The organism is Amycolatopsis rhabdoformis (assembly GCF_035918295.1).
Lineage (GTDB): Bacteria > Actinomycetota > Actinomycetes > Mycobacteriales > Pseudonocardiaceae > Amycolatopsis > Amycolatopsis rhabdoformis.
On the sequence record NZ_CP142149.1, the window covers coordinates 4,599,602 to 4,614,859 of the forward strand.

Below are 15,258 nucleotides of genomic sequence, written 5' to 3' on the forward strand. Positions count from 1 at the left end.
GGTCAGTCGTCCGCTTCGGGGCGGCCGGTCTTGATCGAGAAGCTGCGGCTCTCCGGGTAGGCCTTGGCGAGCACGGCGAGGGCGATCACGGCGATGAGGACGCCGTAGAACGCCGGGCCGAGCGGTCCGGCCGTTTCGGTGAGCAGGTCTTCGATCAACGGGGCGGTGCCGGCGAAGATCGCGTACGCCACGGCGTAGGAGAACGCGAAGCTGGTGAACCGCACGGAGGCCGGGAAGACCTCGAGGTTGCCGATGTTCCCGCCGGCCTGTGTCACCGCCAGCGGCAGGATCAGCAGCGCCTGCGCCACGCAGATCCACACGAGGTTGCCGCCGCTGATCATCAGGTAGGCCGGCACCGTGACCACCGCCAGGCCGAGGGTGCCGCCGATGATGAACGGTTTCCGCCCGTAACGATCACTGAGGTGACCGATCACCATCAGCGTCGAACCGAAAGCCAGAAACGCGAAGATGCTGATGACGAGTGCCGTCACCGAACCGATGCCGCCCACTTTGCTCATGAACGTCGGCATGTACCCGGCCACGGTCTGGAAACCGATTCCGACGAGCGCGTAGAAAGTGACGAGGAGAAGCATGCCGCGGTAGTGCTCTCGGAACATCGTGCGCAACCGCAGCCGGTTCTTCGGGCGTTCGGCTTGGACTTCCTGGAACACCTCCGGCTCTTTCAACCGCAGCCGCAGGTACAGACCACCGACGGCGATGAGGCCGCCGATGATGAACGGCCATCGCCACCCGCCGCCCGCGTATGTGTCGGGGTTGATCTTGAACACGAGAACGAGCACGGTGCCCGCGGCGGTGCCGAAACTCGGGAAGGCCGCGACGACATTCGTCCAGAACCCCCGCCGGTGGGCCGGCGCGGCTTCCGCGATGTACGTCGTGGCACCCGCGACCTCCCCGCTCGCCGCGAACCCCTGGACCAGCCGGCACACCACGAGCAGCACCGGCGCGGCGACGCCGATCGATCCGTAGCCCGGGATCAGCCCGATCGCGATCGTGGCCATCCCCATCACCACGATCGACGCCGACAACGCCGACCGGCGTCCCGCGTGGTCACCGAGCCGGCCGAGCACGAGCCCGCCGAGCGGCCGCGCGAGGAACGAAACCGCGAAAACGGCGAAGGTGCCGAGCAGGGCGAGTTTGTCGTTTCCCGCGGGAAAGAATGTCGAGGCGATCGCCGTGGCGGAAAATCCGTACAGACCGAAGTCGAACGATTCCACCATGATCCCGACGGACAACGCGATCACAGTTCTTTTCCTGATCCCGGTCCCGTCCGCGGACCGGGTTTCCCTTGACGAGGTAGAGGGCACCGAACTCATGTAGGCCTCCGTCACCAGCTCGATATTTCCGCGCACTTCGGCAGGAAGAATTCGTAGTGGCGGCGAACGCTAGCACGGTTGACGCGGTGCAGCTTTCGACTGCGGAAGGAGGTTTTCCTCGCCCAGCCCTACATTCGTAGAACGGGGCCGGCGCGGGGACTCGACGGCCGGCTATTCCGCCCCGACGACCGACACGGATTCGCTGAGGCCGCGCCACTTCTCGTCTGACTCAGCGAGGCGCGAGGCGGCCGCGGAGGCATACTGCACGGCGTCCGTGCCGACGAGGAGCCGCAGCGGCGGGTCGGGCAGGTCGACGACCTCGCGCACCAACTCGGCGACCTTCGCGGGGTCGGTGGGCTCGCCGCCGTTCGCCTCGTGGAGCAGGTCCACGAACGCGCCGACCGTCGGGCGGTACGGCTCGCTGATCGGCGGGATGGCCATCGACGGCCCGGCCCAGTCCGTGCGCATGCCGCCCGGCTCGAGCACGGTCACCTTCACCCCGAACGGGGCGACCTCCTGCGCGAGAACGGACGAAAAGCCGCCCACGGCCCACTTCGCGCTCTGGTAGGCGGCGAGACCGGGAGAAGCGAGGCGGCCGCCCAGCGAGGAGACCTGGACGAGGTGGCCGGATCCCTGCCGGCGCAGCGTCGGCAGCACGGCCTTGCTCACGTGGACGACACCGAAGAAGTTCGTGGCGATCTGCGCGGTGAAGGCTTCGAGGGTGCCGTCTTCGATCGCGGCCGTGTCGGCGTAGCCGGCGTTGTTGACCACGACGTCGAGCCGGCCGAACTGCCGCAGCGCCGCCTCGACGGCGGTGGTGACGGCCGCGGGGTCGGACACGTCGAGGGCGAGGGGCAGCACCGCGTCGCCGTAGCGGTGGACGAGGTCGGACAGCTGCTCGGGCCTGCGCGCGGTCGCGGCGACACGATCGCCCGCGGCGAGGGCGTTTTCCACGACGGCGCGGCCGAGACCGCGCGAGCTCCCCGTGACGAACCAGGTCTTGGACATGACAGCCTTCCTTAATGAACGTTCTTTCAACAACATCAAGCTACGACCCAACGAGCCGAGTTGTCAAATGAACATTCACTAAGTACCGTGGCACGGTGACCGTTCGCGACCCTGAAAGCAAGAAGCGGCAGCTGCTCGACGCCGCGCTGGCCGAGTTCGCCGAGCGCGGCCTGGCGGGCGCGCGGATCGGCTCCCTGGCCGAGCGGGCTCAGTGCAGCGCCGGGCTCGTCTACACCTACTTCCACAGCAAGGAAGGCCTCTTCGACGCGGTGCTCGACGAGATCACCCGCGCCACCGTGGACCAGATCCCGATCACCCCGGACGACCTGCCGGGCTACGCCGTGATGCTGTACGACGCGACCACCGCGCGCCCGGAAGTGGAGCGGTTCGTGTCCTGGTACCAGCTCCAGCGCACCCCGCGCGACGACGCCGGCGGCCCGATGACCGAGGCGATGCGCGAAAAGGTGACCGTGGTCCGCGACGCCCAGGAGGCCGGCACGCTCCCGTCCCGCCTCGACGCCGCCGCGTTGGTGCTGGCGGTGCAGAGCATCGCGCGCATGTGGTTCACCCAGCCGAAGGAAAGCCTCGACGCGATCGAGCCCACCGGCGACCACGGTGCGCGCCGCGAGGCCATTCGCAGCGTGGTCTCGGCGTTGGTCGGCTGACCGGTTACCGAGCGACGGGCCCGGAAGTCACTCGGGCCGGACGTTTTCCTGCAGGCGCCGCACTTTCGCCCAGGTGTCCTCGTCCGCGGGGGTGTAGGTGGCACTTCCAGTCGGACTCCGCGGCGTGCGCCGCCAGGCGCGCCCGGAAGCGGCCGACCAGGCGTGCGGCCGAGTCCTCCCCATCGACACCACGTCGCGCCACGTCGGCGAAGTGAACATCAGCAGCAGCAAGTTGCGGTCCTCGAACGGCACCTGCTCCAGCCCACCCACCAGTTGCTCGTAGGTGCGGTTGCAGGCGAGCAGATCGAACCGGGCGTTGAAGACGGTCGCCGGGATCGGCTCGAGGTGGCGCAGCATCGTGAGCACGATGCTCGGGATCGCCGCGCAGTCGCGCTCGGTGGGCGGCTCGGGATGCCCGGCCAGCGTGTAGAGGTGCGACCGCTCGTACGGATCGAGCCGCAGCGTGGTCGCGATCGCCGCGAGGACCTGTTCGGAGACCTTGATGTCCCGGCCCTGTTCCAGCCACGGGTACCAGGTCACGCCCATGCCGGCGAGGTGCGCGACCTCTTCCCGGCGCAGCCCCGGCGTCCGCCGGCGGCCCGTGAGCGGAAGGCCGACCTGCTCCGGCGAGAGCCGTTCGCGCCGGCTGCGCAGGAACGACCCCAGTTCCTGACGCCGCACCTGCTCATCGGTCAACGACGGTGCGTCCAGGGTCATGGAACCACCGTGCCACCGCGCGAAACCGGTTACCAGGTGGTGCTCATACCACCATAACCACGCTCTGGTACCCGGCTGACCGGCGTCGCACAGTGAAGGCATGAAGACCGTTGCGCCCGAATCCATCGAACTGACCTCGACCGTCGCCCTCGTCACCGGAGCCAGCAGTGGCATCGGCGAAGCCACCGCCCGCGAGCTCGCCAACCGCGGCGCCACCGTGGTGCTCGTCGCCCGCCGCCGGGACCGCCTCGACGCGCTGGCGAAGGAGATCACCGCACAGGGCGGCGAGGCGCTCGCCCTGACCACCGACCTGACCGACGCCGACGCGGCCGCCGAGGTCGTGGCCACCACCGTCGAACGGCTCGGCCGCCTCGACACCCTCGTGAACGCGGCCGGCGTGATGCTCACCGGCGACTCGGAGGCGGCCCCGCTGACCGAGTGGCAGCGGATGGTCGACATCAACCTCACCGGACTGCTGTACGTCACCAAAGCCGCCCTGCCCCACCTCACGGCCGCCGCGGCCACCAGCCCCCGCCGAGTCGCCGACGTGGTCAACATCAGCTCCATCGCCGGGCGCTGGATCATCCCCCAGGCCGCGGTGTACAACGCCACCAAGTTCGGCGTCACCGCCGCCACCGAGGCCTGGCGCCAGGAATACGCGCGCCGCAACGTCCGCTTCTCCGTGATCGAGCCAGGCCTCGTGGAGACCGAACTCGCGGGCCACCAGCAAACCGCCGTGCAGGAACGGATGGCGGCCAAGTTCGCCGATGTCGAACAGCTGCGCGCCGACGACATCGCCGAGGCCGTGGCCTACATCGTCACCGGCCCGCGCCACCGGGCCGTGGCCGAGATCGTGATCCGCCCGACCGACCAGGTCTGAAGCTTCCCAGCCGCCGCCCGAAGCCGACTCACCTCCAACCACGAAGTGTCCGTGACACCCAGCGGGCCTCTCGCCATCGCCGCGACGTTGAGCACGCTGCAAGTCGGCGGCTTCAGCGGAGTCGCCCAGGGGCGGCACCACGCCGAGCCGGCCGCTCCCGAACCCGCAATCGACCTCGGACCGTCCGCAATGGACAGGTCTTCGAAAACGGGGATCAGTTCGACTGGCCCGCGCGCCCACCCAGCTCGGCGTCCAGGGGCTGCCGTGCGCCTAGCAGCAACGCTTTCACCCACGCGTTGATCCGCCGCTGCGCGGGCAGGCCGGTCGGCGGCGTCATCCCGACGAAGCCGTGCGGCGACTCGGGCCACACCGCCAGCTCGCTCGCCCCGCCCGCGGCGCGCCAGCGCGCGGCCATGAACAGCGAGTCGTCGAGCAGCGGGTCCAGCTCCCCCACCGTGAACAGCGCCGGCGGCAGCCCGTGCAGGTCCGCATACAGCGGCGAGTACGCACCGTCGCGCAGTTCCTCGTCGCCGAGTCCGGGAAACGCCATCCCCACGAACTGGTCGATCCACCGCGGCGGCAGCACCGGGGTGTCCGGTGCGGCCGAACGCGAACTCGGCGTGCGCGTCAGGTCGTAGACGCCGAACACCAGGCTCGCGCCCACGACCTTCCGAAACAGCTCGGGGAACTTGTCCCGCAGCCGCAGCAACGTCTGCACGGCCAGGTGGCCCCCGGCCGAGTAGCCGGACACCACGATCCGGTCGGTGCCGAACTCCTCCTCCACCGCCCCGGCCAGCCACCCGGCCGCCGCCAGGCAGTCGTCCAGCGCGGCGGGGAACGGGTGCTCCGGCGCCAGCCGGTACCGCGTCGAGACCACGGCGACGCCGGCCGTGCGGGCCAGCAAGTCGTTGACCGCGTCGTCGTCGGCGGGCGCGCCGAGCACGAAACCGCCGCCGTGCACGTGGAAGACCACGCCGGTCACCGGGCCGGCCGGCCGGAAGATCCGCACGCTCGCCTCACCGGCGGGCCCGGACACCACCCGGTCGACCGGCACCAGCTCGACCGGCGCCGGAACCTGGAAGGTCGTTGCGCGCATCACCGCCAGCCCCTCGGCGGTGGCGGGGTCCGGGAGCTCGGCGGCGGAGAACCGCGCGTTGATCTCCCGCATCTGCTCCACAATGGACTCGGGAACGGGCTCGAACCGGAACGTCATGGCAGAAGCCCTTTCACCGGAAGGAATAGGAGACGTGCGTGAGCTCTTCGGACAGCGCCCACAACCGCCGCCCGACGGCGGGATCGGTGGCGGCGGCAGGCAGCTCGGCGACGTGGGGCGCCCCGCGCAGCTCCGCACGCCCCTGCGGCACCACGAAGTCGCCCGGTTTGATGCCGGGATCCGTCGCGGCGTAGAGGGACGGCCGGGCCGCGTCGGCCGGGCGCTGGCCCACGAACCGGTCGAGCACCGCCGACGCGAGCACCTGCAGGTACTTCGGCAGGTGCTGCTGAAGTCCGGTCGCGCTCGTACCGGGGTGCACGGCGACGGCGGTGATCCCGGTTCCGACCGCGCACCGGGCCAGCTCCAGCGTGAAGACGACGTTCGCGAGCTTCGACTTCGTGTACGCGGCCATCCCGGAGTAGGACACGGCGCTCATCGGATCGTCCAGCGTCGCCGCCTTGTTCCGCGCCACCTTCGCGCTCACGGTGACGATCCGGGCCGCGGGCGCGGCCAGCAGCGCCGGCAACAAGCGCCCGGTCAGCGCGAAGTGCCCGAGGTGGTTCGTCCCGAACGTCAACTCGAACCCGTCCGCGGTCTCGCCGCGCTCCGGCACGGCCATCACGCCGGCGTTGTTGATCAGCAAGTCCAGCGGCCGCCCGGGCGCGAGCACCTCGGCGGCCGCGCTCTCGATCGACGCCAGCGAGGCGAGGTCGAGCACCAGCCCGTCCACCTTGGCGCTGCCGACGGCCTGGCGCACCGCCGTGACAGCGTGGGCGACTTTCGCCTCACCCCGCCCGGCCACCACCACCTCGGCCCCGGCCTTGGCCAGGGCCAAGGCCGTCTCGAACCCGATGCCGCCGGTACCACCGGTGACCAGCGCGCGCTTGCCGACTGACGGAGGGAGGGTCATCACAACTCCTGAATGGACGTTCATTCAACATGATGGCACCACCGAAGCACGGCGCGCCGCCAGTTGTCAAATGGACGTTCATTCAATAACGCGCCCACGCGTCTCGACGGACCACGGCCGCGCCGGCCGGTCACCTCACCCTCGGCGACCGGCCCGGCAGCGCCGGACCTGCGCGAACTACCAGTACCGCACCGAGCAGATCGCGCACGGCGGCGCCGCCTCGTCGTGCTCGCACAGAACACGACGGGCGGCTTCCGCACGCCGGAAGTCGGTCAGGCGGCCGCGCAGCCATTCGGGCACGGTGAGCCTCCGGACGGCGGGCAGGTCCGTGCGCTCGCGGGGGTCGGCCATGAACGACACCTCGTTGTCTCGTCGGCGATCTTGCGGTGGTCGGGAACTCGTGGCGGGCAAAGGAAACGGCGGAGTCAGCAGAACCCCGCGCGGACCCTCTCCCGCTGCCGCGCCGGGCCGAACTCGGCCGGCTGGCAGGTCGTTTCGAGCACCGACAGCCACAGGTCGCCGTCGGGGTCGACCTGGTTGCGGCGGCTCGTCATCAGCGAAAGCGGCACGTGCACGAACCGGCGTCGCCACCGGGCGACCGCAGCTTCCGTGCAGCCGGCCATCGCCGCGTGCACCGCGGCGTGGGCCAGCCGCAGGCAGTAGACGCTGTCGTAGGCGTTGGCCGCGATGCTGCGAACCGCGTAGCTCGGGTCGATGTATCGGATCGTGGGCGCGAGCCCGGCGCCCGTGAGGTGCGCGGTGATGCTGTCCTTGAGCAGCTCGCCGATGTTGCCCAGCTTCAGGTTGCCCGACGCGTCGGTGGCGAGGCCGTGGTCTTCGAGCAGGTCCTGCCCGGCCCCTTCCGCCAGCACGATCACCACGCGGCCCTTGGCCCGCACGTGCCGCTCGACGTGGGCCAGCAGGCCCTCGGCTCCCCCGAGGACGAACGGGATCTCCGGGATCAGGACGATGTCGGCGGCGTTGGCGGCCAGCGCGGCGTAGCTCGCGATGAACCCCGAGTGCCGGCCCATCAGCTTCACGATCCCGACGCCGTTGGGGCTGGCGGCGGCCTCGACCGCCACGGCGGAGATGAAGTCGGTGGCCCGCGCGAACGCGCTCTGGAACCCGAACGACTGATCGGTGAAGGGCAGGTCGTTGTCGATCGTCTTCGGCACGCCGATCACCGAGATCTCGAGGCCGCGACGCCGGATCGCCGCGCCGAGGAAGGTCGCGGCGCGCATCCCGCCGTCGCCGCCGATCACGAACAGGATGTCGATCCCGCGCGCCACCAGGCTGTCCACCATCTCGTCGGCGTCCTGGCCGCCGCGCGAGCTGCCCAGGATGGTGCCGCCGGCGGTGTGGATGTCGCGCACGGCGTCCGGGGTCAGCTCCACGGTGTCGTCGCGGTGTTGCGCCGTGAGGCCCTGCAGTCCGTTGCGGAACCCCACGATCCGCTTGACCCCGTAGTGCACCGCGAGCTCCTGCACCAGGCCGCGGATCACGTTGTTGAGACCGGGGCACAGGCCGCCGCAGGTGAGGACGCCCGCGGTCACGTTCGCGGGGTCGAAGTAGATCTTCCGGCGCGGCCCGGCGGCCTCGAAGCTCGGCACCTGGTCGGACGGGAGGCCGTGGCCGGCCAGCATCGACACGGTGTCCTCGAGCAGCACGCGGTCGCCTTCGGCCACGTAGTGCGGGGAGGTCTGCTTGGTGGACAGCAGGTCGGCGAGCGGCGAGTCGTAACGGCGCTCGCCGAGCTGGCGAACGCGGAGGTCCTCCGGGTGCAGCGTCACCGAATCTCCTTGATCTTGCTGGGTCGGGTGTTACTCGAACGTGGTGTGCGTGATGTGCCGGACCTGGCCGCGGGAGATCAGCAGCGATTCGGCGACCGTGACGCCGTTGCTCCGGCGCGGCCGGCCGAGCAGCGGCCCGCCGTTGACCCCGGTGGCGACGAAAAACGCCTCACCGGACACGAGCTCGTCGCGGTCGTACACGCGATCGAGGGACAGGCCCGCCGCCCGGATCGCCGCCGCTTCCTCGTCGCGTTGCGGAGCCAGGCGGCCCAGCATGCCGCCGCCCAGCGCCCGCACCGCGGCGGCGGTCAGCACGCCTTCCGGCGTGCCGCCGACCCCGAGGAGCAGGTCGATGTCGAGCGTCGGCAGCAGCACCGCGAGGCTTCCGCCGACGTCGCCACCGGCCGGCGTCTGCACCGAAGCGCCCGCGCGCAGCACCCGCTCGACCAGCTGCTTGTGCCGCGGCTTGTCCATGATCATCACGCGCAGGTCGGCGACGGTCTTGCCGAGCGCCTCGGCGACCTTGGCCAGCGTGCGCTCGGGCGGGTCGTCGAGATCGATCACGTCCTTCGCCGGCGGCGGAACCACGATCTTGTCCATGTAGAACCCGGGGCCGGGCGACCACATCGTGCCAGCCTCGGCGAAGGCGATCGTGGCCAGGGAACCGGGCAGATCCCTGGCACAGAACGAAGTTCCCTCGAGCGGGTCCACGGCGATGTCGAAGTCCGGCCCGTGTCCGGTGCCGACCACCTCGCCGTTGAACAGCATCGGGGCGTCGTCCTTCTCGCCCTCCCCGATGACCACGGTTCCCCGTCCCGGCGCGTCGGCCAGGGCCGCGCGCATCGCGGTGGTCGCCGCCGCGTCGGCGCCCTTCTGGTCGTCGCGGCCCACCCAGGCGTAGCTGGCCACCGCGGCGCTGTGCGTCGCGGCCAGCGCGACCGCTTCCAACGAACTGATCCCGGCGTGGTTGCGCGCTGCGGCCTGCATCTCGGCTCCTCTGGGCAGAAGTGGCTTCAGGGACGGGAAACCGTGGTGGTCACTCGAGGTTCGCGTGCAGCCGCCACAGTTCGCGGGCCTGGCTGCCGCCGGTCTTCCACAGCGTGTGGAACAGCGCGTCGGTGATCAGCAGCACGGACTGTTCGAACAGGCTGCCCGCGTACTGCACGGAGGCGGTGCCGTCGAAGTCCTGCTTGTCCGCGGCCGGCACGATCAGCACCTCGGTGGCGATCTTGGCCAGCGGCGAGTCGGCCGCGGTGGTCAGCGCGATCACGTCGGCGCCCTGGTCCCGGGCCGTCTGCGCGGCTCGCACCACCCGCCCGGTCGTGCCCGAGCCCGAGGCCGCGACCAGCACGTCGCCCGCGCCGATCGCCGGTGCGGTCACCTCGCCGACCACGTGGGTGGCGAGCCCGAGGTGCATGAACCGCATCGCGGCCATCTGCAGGGCGAGCCCACTGCGTCCGGTGCCCACGGTGAACACCGTCGGGGCCTTGAGCAGCAGCGCGCCGGCCCGCACCCAGGCCGCGGACTGGACGCCCGCCCGCACGCGGTCCACCTCGCCCACCACCGCGCGGGTGGCCTCGGAGAACCGGCCGGGGTCGAGCTGCTCCGAAATCGACTTCGTCAACGGACTCTTCCTCTCGTGAACAAGGCGGATCACCGGTGCCACAGGGATTCCAGGCTGCGCCGGGCCGCTTCGACCACGGTCTCGGTGGTGATCCCGAACTCGCTGAACAGGGTCTTGTAGTCGGCCGAGGCACCGAAGTGCTCCAGCGACACGATCTCGCCCGCGTCACCGGCGAACCGGTGCCACGGCTGCGCGACACCCGCCTCGACGATCACCCGGGCCCGCACCGACGGCGGGAGCACCTGGTCCCGGTACGCGCGGTCCTGCCGGTCGAACCACTCGACGCACGGCATCGACACCACGCGGGTCGCGATCCCCTCGGCTTCGAGGACCTTCCGGGCCTCCACCGCCAGCTGGACCTCCGAACCGGTGCCGACGAGCACCACCTCGGGGCGGCCCGAGGACGCCTCGGTGAGCACGTACCCGCCGCGCGAAACCCCCTCGGCGGACGTGCCTTCCAGCGTCGGCACGTTCTGCCGGGTCAGCGCCAGCCCGGCCGGACCGCCGGTGTCCTCCAGCACGGCCCGCCACGCGTGCGCGGTTTCGTTCGCGTCCGCCGGACGCACCACGGACATTCCCGGGATGGCCCGCAGCGACGCGAGCTGCTCCACCGGCTGGTGGGTCGGGCCGTCCTCGCCGAGACCGATCGAATCGTGGGTCCACACGTACACGACCGGCAGCCGCATCAGCGCGGCCAGGCGCACCGCGGGGCGCATGTAGTCGCTGAAGATCAGGAAAGTGCCGCCGTAGGGCCGGGTTCCGCCGTGCAGCGCGATGCCGTTGAGGATCGAGCCCATCGCGTGCTCGCGGATGCCGAAGTGCAGCGTGCGACCGTACGGCTGGGCCGTCCAGGCGTCCGTGGAGATCGAGGCCGGGCCGAACGAGTCCGCACCTTTGATCGTGGTGTTGTTGCTCTCGGCCAGATCCGCGGACCCGCCCCACAGCTCGGGCAGCACCTCGCCGAGCGCGGCCAGCACCGCGGCCGAGGCCTTCCGGGTCGCGACTCCCCCGTCGGCGGGCTGCCAGGTGGGCAGGCCGTCGGCCCACCCGGCCGGCAGCTCGCGGGCGACGAGCCGGTCGAGCAATGCCTTGCGTTGCGGGTTGGCCTGGGCCCACGCGTCGAACTCGACCTGCCACTTCTCGTGGTCGGCCCGCCCGCGCACAGCCACTTCGCGGGTGTGGCGCAGCACGTCGTCGTCGACCTGGAAGCTGCGCCCCGGGTCGAACCCGACGGCCTGCTTCACCGCGGCGAGCTCCTCGGCGCCCAATGCGGCACCGTGCGCTTTGCCCGTGTTCATCTTCGTCGGCGCCGGGAAGCCGATCACCGTGCGCAGCACGATCAGCGTGGGCCGCGTGGTCTCGGCCTTCGCCTGCTCGATCGCCTCCAGGAACCCGGCGACGTCCTCGCCGCCGTCGACCGTGAGCACGTGCCAGCCGTAGGCGTCGTAGCGCTGGGCGGTGTTCTCGGACAACGCGATGCGCGTGTCGTCCTCGATGGAGATCTCGTTGCTGTCGTAGATCACCGTGAGGTTGCCCAGCTGCTGCGTGCCGGCCAGCGAAGACGCCTCCGAGGTCACGCCCTCCTCGATGTCACCGTCGGAGGCGATCACGTAGACCTGGTGGTCGAACACGCTCTTGCCCGGCTCGGCGTCCGGGTCGAACAGCCCGCGCTCGCGCCGGGCGGCCATCGCCATCCCGACCGCGTTGGCCAGACCCTGCCCGAGCGGGCCGGTGGTGGTCTCGACACCCTCGGTGTGCCCGTACTCCGGGTGGCCCGGAGTCAGGGAACCCCACGTGCGCAACGCTTTCAGGTCGTCGAGCTCGAGGCCGTAGCCCGACAGGTACAGCTGCACGTACAGCGTGAGGCTCGAATGCCCGGCGGACAGCACGAACCGGTCGCGCCCGAGCCACCGCGCGTCGCCGGGGTCGTGGCGCAGCACGCGCTGGAACAACGCGTAGGCGACGGGCGCGAGGCTCATGGCCGTGCCGGGGTGCCCGCTCCCGCACTGCTCGACCGCGTCCGCGGCCAGCACGCGGGCGGTGTCGACCGCGCGGGAGTCCACATCGGACCAGTCATCGGGGACCCGTTCGGTGGTCAGGCGAGCGACCTCGGTCACGGATTGGTTGGGTGGCATGGACACGCACTCCTGGGTTCGCCGGGTCGGTGGGTCAGCGGTTGGCGCGCTTCTTGAGCTCGGCCGCCGCGGCGCCCGGGTCGCCGGCGTTGTAGATCGCGCCGCCCGCGACCGCCACGACCGCGCCGGCGTCGCGCACCGAGCCGATGGTGTCGGCCTTCACGCCACCCGCGATGGAGAACGGAACCCCGGCCAGACGGCCGTCTTCGAGCAGCTGCTGGATCGAGTAGCCGGGCCGGGCCTGCTCGTCGAGTCCCGCGTGGATCTCCACGAACGCGACGCCGAGCTTGGCGACCTCGCGGATACGGGCCACGCGGCCGTCGACGACGCTGATCATGTCGGCCACGACCTGCTTTCCGTACTTGCGTCCGGCCTTGACGGCGCCGCGGATGGTGTCGTCGTCGACCGCGCCCATCACGGTGACCAGGTCGGCGCCGGCTTCGAACGCCAGCGCGGCTTCCAGCTCGCCGGCGTCGGCGGTCTTGAGGTCGGCGAACACCAGCTTGTCCGGGTGCGCCGCCTTGATCGCGCTCACCGCGGCGATGCCGGCCGATTTCACCAGCGGGGTCCCGAGTTCGAGGATGTCGACGTGGTCGGCCACCTGGTTGGCCAGGGTCAACGCGGAGGGCAGGTCCAGAACGTCCAACGCCACTTGCAACTGCACGACAGTCTCCTCATCGGTACGGGATCGGCTGGCCCCACAACCATCGCCCGGTCACGCGAATCCCGGCAATACTCCGGCACATGCGAAACGGCTATCCCCCGATACGCAGCAGCAATACCCACGGACCGGCGTTCGCTGCTTACGCTCGAAACCGTGCCGAACAAACCCCTGATCGCTCCGTCCATCCTGTCCGCCGACTTCGCCCGCCTCGCCGACGAAATGGCCGCGGTGCAAGGAGAACGCGGTGCGGACTGGCTGCACGTGGACGTCATGGACGGGCACTTCGTGCCGAACCTGACGCTGGGCCTGCCCGTGGTGCAGTCGCTGCTGGCCACCACCGCGCTGCCGGTCGACTGCCACCTGATGATCGAGAAACCGGACCGCTGGGCCGTCGGCTACGCGGAAGCGGGCTCGCACAACGTGACCGTGCACGTGGAAGCCGCCGAAGATCCCGTGATGCTCGCGAAAAACCTGCGGGCCGCCGGCGCGAAGGCCGGGCTGGCGATCAAACCGCACACGCCGCTGGACCCCTACCTCGACGTGCTCAAGCACTACGACACGCTGCTCGTGATGTCGGTGGAACCCGGTTTCGGCGGCCAGGCGTTCATGGCCGACGTGCTCGGGAAAGTGCGCCGGGCGCGGCGGCTGGTCGACGCCGGCCACCTGAACCTGGTGGTGGAGATCGACGGCGGGATCAACGCCGACACGATCGAGCAAGCAGCCGAAGCCGGCGTCGACTGTTTCGTCGCCGGTTCGGCCGTCTACGCGGCGGAAAATCCGGCGCAGGCCGTGGAAGGCCTGCGCCGGCAGGTGGAAGCGCTTTCGATCCGGGCGCGCTGATCACACGCCGAGCATCCGCCGCAGATCCGGGGCGTGGCGCCGGGAAACGGGCACGAACTCGTGGGCGCGGGAGTCCATGATCAGGAAAAGCTCGCCCTTGATGCCCCGCTCGATTTCCGCCACCCGGCGCAGGTTGGCCGCGAACCGGCGGTGCACCCGCCGGAACCCGAACGGCTTCAGCAGCCGCTCGACGTTGTCCAGCCCGCGGGTGGCGGCCTGGATCCGGCCGCGTTCCGTGACGAGCCAGACGATGTTGCGGTCGGCCTCGGCGTAGCGGATCTCCGACGGGGCGAGCAGCACCAGCCGGTCGTCGCGCATCCCGATCACGCACCGGGGCAGCGGGCCGAACGTGTCGTCGCCGGTGCCTTCGTACGCTTCGCCGTCTTCCACCCCGAACGCGCACAACATGCCCACCACGTGGTTCGCGTCGACGACCGACCGCAGGGTGAGCGGAACGGCCTCCTCACCGGGACACACCGTGAGCCGCGCGTACCCGCTCCACTCCGCGTTGCCCTGCGCGCGTTCCTTGGCCCATCGCACCACTTCCGGCATCCCGGCGATGTCCGGGATCCAGCGTTCGGCCGGCTCGGTCGCGCCGGCGACGATCGGGGTTTCGCCCGCCAGCCCCAGCAGCGCGATCGCCTCCTCGTTGGCCGCGATCACGTTCCCGCCGCGGTCCATCGCCATGAACGAACCGCTGGACTGCGCGCACTTCTTGCTGAACTCGGCGAGCACTTTGTCGGCTTCGTAGACCGCGCGCCGGTAGATCTCCTGCTCCACGCACGCGACCGCTTTGGTGAGCCACGGCGGCACGAGCTTCGACAGCGACGCGTTCCACCGCGAGATGTTGATCGACGCCACCGGCGCACCGGTCACCAGGTCGCGAATGGAGATCCCCGCGCACGCCCACTGGTGGAACGCTTCGCACCAGTGTTCCGGACCGGTCACGGTCACCGGACCGGACACTTCGAGGGAAGTGCCCATTCCGTTGGTGCCGGTGCACTCCTCCGACCACGACGACCACGGCGCGAGGTTGTGCAGTTCGGCGCGCCGTTGCGCGGAGGGGTCACCCCAGGTGCCCAGGACCCGTCCGTCCCCGTCCGTGACGGTCACGATCGCACCGTCGCGCTCCACGGCCTGGCCGGCCAGCGCCCCCAGTCCCCCGAGCGCCGTGTAGATCACGCCGTTGTCCGTGCGCTGGGCCTCGTCGCCACGGGCCCCCGGCGCGATTTCGAGCGTGCGGTCCACGTCGTAGCGATCACGGCAGCGGTACCACGAAGCCAGGATCTCGGGCCGGACCCCCGTTTCGATGTCCTCGCCCGAAGCGAAGTTCTCCCAGGCGCGAACGACCTCCTTCGCCGAGGTCGTGGCCACCAAGGAGCCGTCGGGCCCCCGGCCTTGCCCGCTGGGCCTGCTCGGTGCAATCACCAGCGGCGGCACTCGACCGGTCATCGCGACCTCCTTGTCGCTGGGTGCAC

Annotated in this window: 15 protein-coding genes; 3 read left to right on the forward strand and 12 right to left on the reverse strand. The window is 70.6% G+C overall.

The features are described from left to right. Positions 1 to 2: 2 nt before the first annotated feature. Together VSH64_RS20975 and VSH64_RS20980 are read right to left on the reverse strand one after the other, a co-directional pair. Positions 3 to 1,262 carry an MFS transporter gene (locus tag VSH64_RS20975; RefSeq protein WP_326837334.1) on the reverse strand — a complete coding sequence of 420 codons (1,260 nt, stop codon included), beginning with the start codon at positions 1,260 to 1,262 and terminating at the stop codon, positions 3 to 5. A gap of 243 nt (positions 1,263 to 1,505) precedes the next feature. Beyond that, on the reverse strand, positions 1,506 to 2,342 hold the full coding sequence (locus VSH64_RS20980) for an SDR family NAD(P)-dependent oxidoreductase (protein WP_326837335.1): 837 nt from the start codon (positions 2,340 to 2,342) through the stop codon (positions 1,506 to 1,508). 95 nt (positions 2,343 to 2,437) lie between these two features. Between VSH64_RS20980 and VSH64_RS20985 the strand changes: the two genes are divergently transcribed. Continuing rightward, positions 2,438 to 3,007, forward strand: coding sequence for a TetR family transcriptional regulator (locus tag VSH64_RS20985; RefSeq protein WP_326837336.1), 570 nt, complete (start codon positions 2,438 to 2,440; stop codon positions 3,005 to 3,007). A gap of 27 nt (positions 3,008 to 3,034) precedes the next feature. Here VSH64_RS20985 and VSH64_RS20990 read toward each other — a convergent pair whose 3' ends face one another. Next, complete coding sequence (locus tag VSH64_RS20990) at positions 3,035 to 3,724, reverse strand: MmyB family transcriptional regulator (protein ID WP_326837337.1); 690 nt, start codon at positions 3,722 to 3,724, stop codon at positions 3,035 to 3,037. 100 nt (positions 3,725 to 3,824) lie between these two features. On the opposite strand from VSH64_RS20990, the gene VSH64_RS20995 reads away from it, so the two are divergent. Next, positions 3,825 to 4,604 (forward strand): SDR family NAD(P)-dependent oxidoreductase, encoded by a 780-nt coding sequence (locus VSH64_RS20995; RefSeq protein WP_326837338.1) that lies wholly within the window; start codon positions 3,825 to 3,827, stop codon positions 4,602 to 4,604. A gap of 214 nt (positions 4,605 to 4,818) precedes the next feature. Here VSH64_RS20995 and VSH64_RS21000 read toward each other — a convergent pair whose 3' ends face one another. From VSH64_RS21000 to hxlA, 8 genes are all read right to left on the reverse strand, one after another. Beyond that, on the reverse strand, positions 4,819 to 5,817 hold the full coding sequence (locus VSH64_RS21000; protein ID WP_326837339.1) for an alpha/beta hydrolase: 999 nt from the start codon (positions 5,815 to 5,817) through the stop codon (positions 4,819 to 4,821). A 13-nt stretch (positions 5,818 to 5,830) separates the two neighbouring features. Further along, entirely contained in the window at positions 5,831 to 6,727 is an 897-nt protein-coding gene (locus VSH64_RS21005) for an oxidoreductase (protein ID WP_326837340.1), read from the reverse strand. A gap of 177 nt (positions 6,728 to 6,904) precedes the next feature. Further along, positions 6,905 to 7,078, reverse strand: coding sequence for a hypothetical protein (locus VSH64_RS21010; RefSeq protein ID WP_326837341.1), 174 nt, complete (start codon positions 7,076 to 7,078; stop codon positions 6,905 to 6,907). Between the two features lie 74 nt (positions 7,079 to 7,152). Further along, on the reverse strand, positions 7,153 to 8,517 hold the full coding sequence (locus tag VSH64_RS21015; RefSeq protein WP_326837342.1) for an ATP-dependent 6-phosphofructokinase: 1,365 nt from the start codon (positions 8,515 to 8,517) through the stop codon (positions 7,153 to 7,155). Positions 8,518 to 8,547: 30 nt separating this feature from the next. After that, positions 8,548 to 9,504, reverse strand: a complete 957-nt coding sequence (locus tag VSH64_RS21020) for a fructose-bisphosphatase class II family protein (protein ID WP_326837343.1) — start codon at positions 9,502 to 9,504, stop codon at positions 8,548 to 8,550. A gap of 49 nt (positions 9,505 to 9,553) precedes the next feature. After that, a complete protein-coding gene (gene hxlB / locus VSH64_RS21025; RefSeq protein WP_326837344.1) occupies positions 9,554 to 10,141 on the reverse strand; it encodes a 6-phospho-3-hexuloisomerase in 588 nt (195 codons plus the stop codon). 29 nt (positions 10,142 to 10,170) lie between these two features. Then, positions 10,171 to 12,276 carry a transketolase gene (gene tkt / locus VSH64_RS21030; RefSeq protein WP_326837345.1) on the reverse strand — a complete coding sequence of 702 codons (2,106 nt, stop codon included), beginning with the start codon at positions 12,274 to 12,276 and terminating at the stop codon, positions 10,171 to 10,173. 34 nt (positions 12,277 to 12,310) lie between these two features. After that, the gene (gene hxlA, locus VSH64_RS21035; RefSeq protein WP_326837346.1) at positions 12,311 to 12,940 is read right to left on the reverse strand and encodes a 3-hexulose-6-phosphate synthase; all 630 of its coding nucleotides are present in this window, start codon (positions 12,938 to 12,940) and stop codon (positions 12,311 to 12,313) included. A 153-nt stretch (positions 12,941 to 13,093) separates the two neighbouring features. On the opposite strand from hxlA, the gene rpe reads away from it, so the two are divergent. Further along, positions 13,094 to 13,780, forward strand: coding sequence for a ribulose-phosphate 3-epimerase (gene rpe / locus VSH64_RS21040; RefSeq protein ID WP_456062098.1), 687 nt, complete (start codon positions 13,094 to 13,096; stop codon positions 13,778 to 13,780). Here the strand turns inward: rpe and VSH64_RS21045 are convergent, their stop codons facing one another. Then, entirely contained in the window at positions 13,781 to 15,232 is a 1,452-nt protein-coding gene (locus VSH64_RS21045; RefSeq protein ID WP_326837347.1) for a DNA-binding protein, read from the reverse strand. Positions 15,233 to 15,258: the final 26 nt, after the last annotated feature.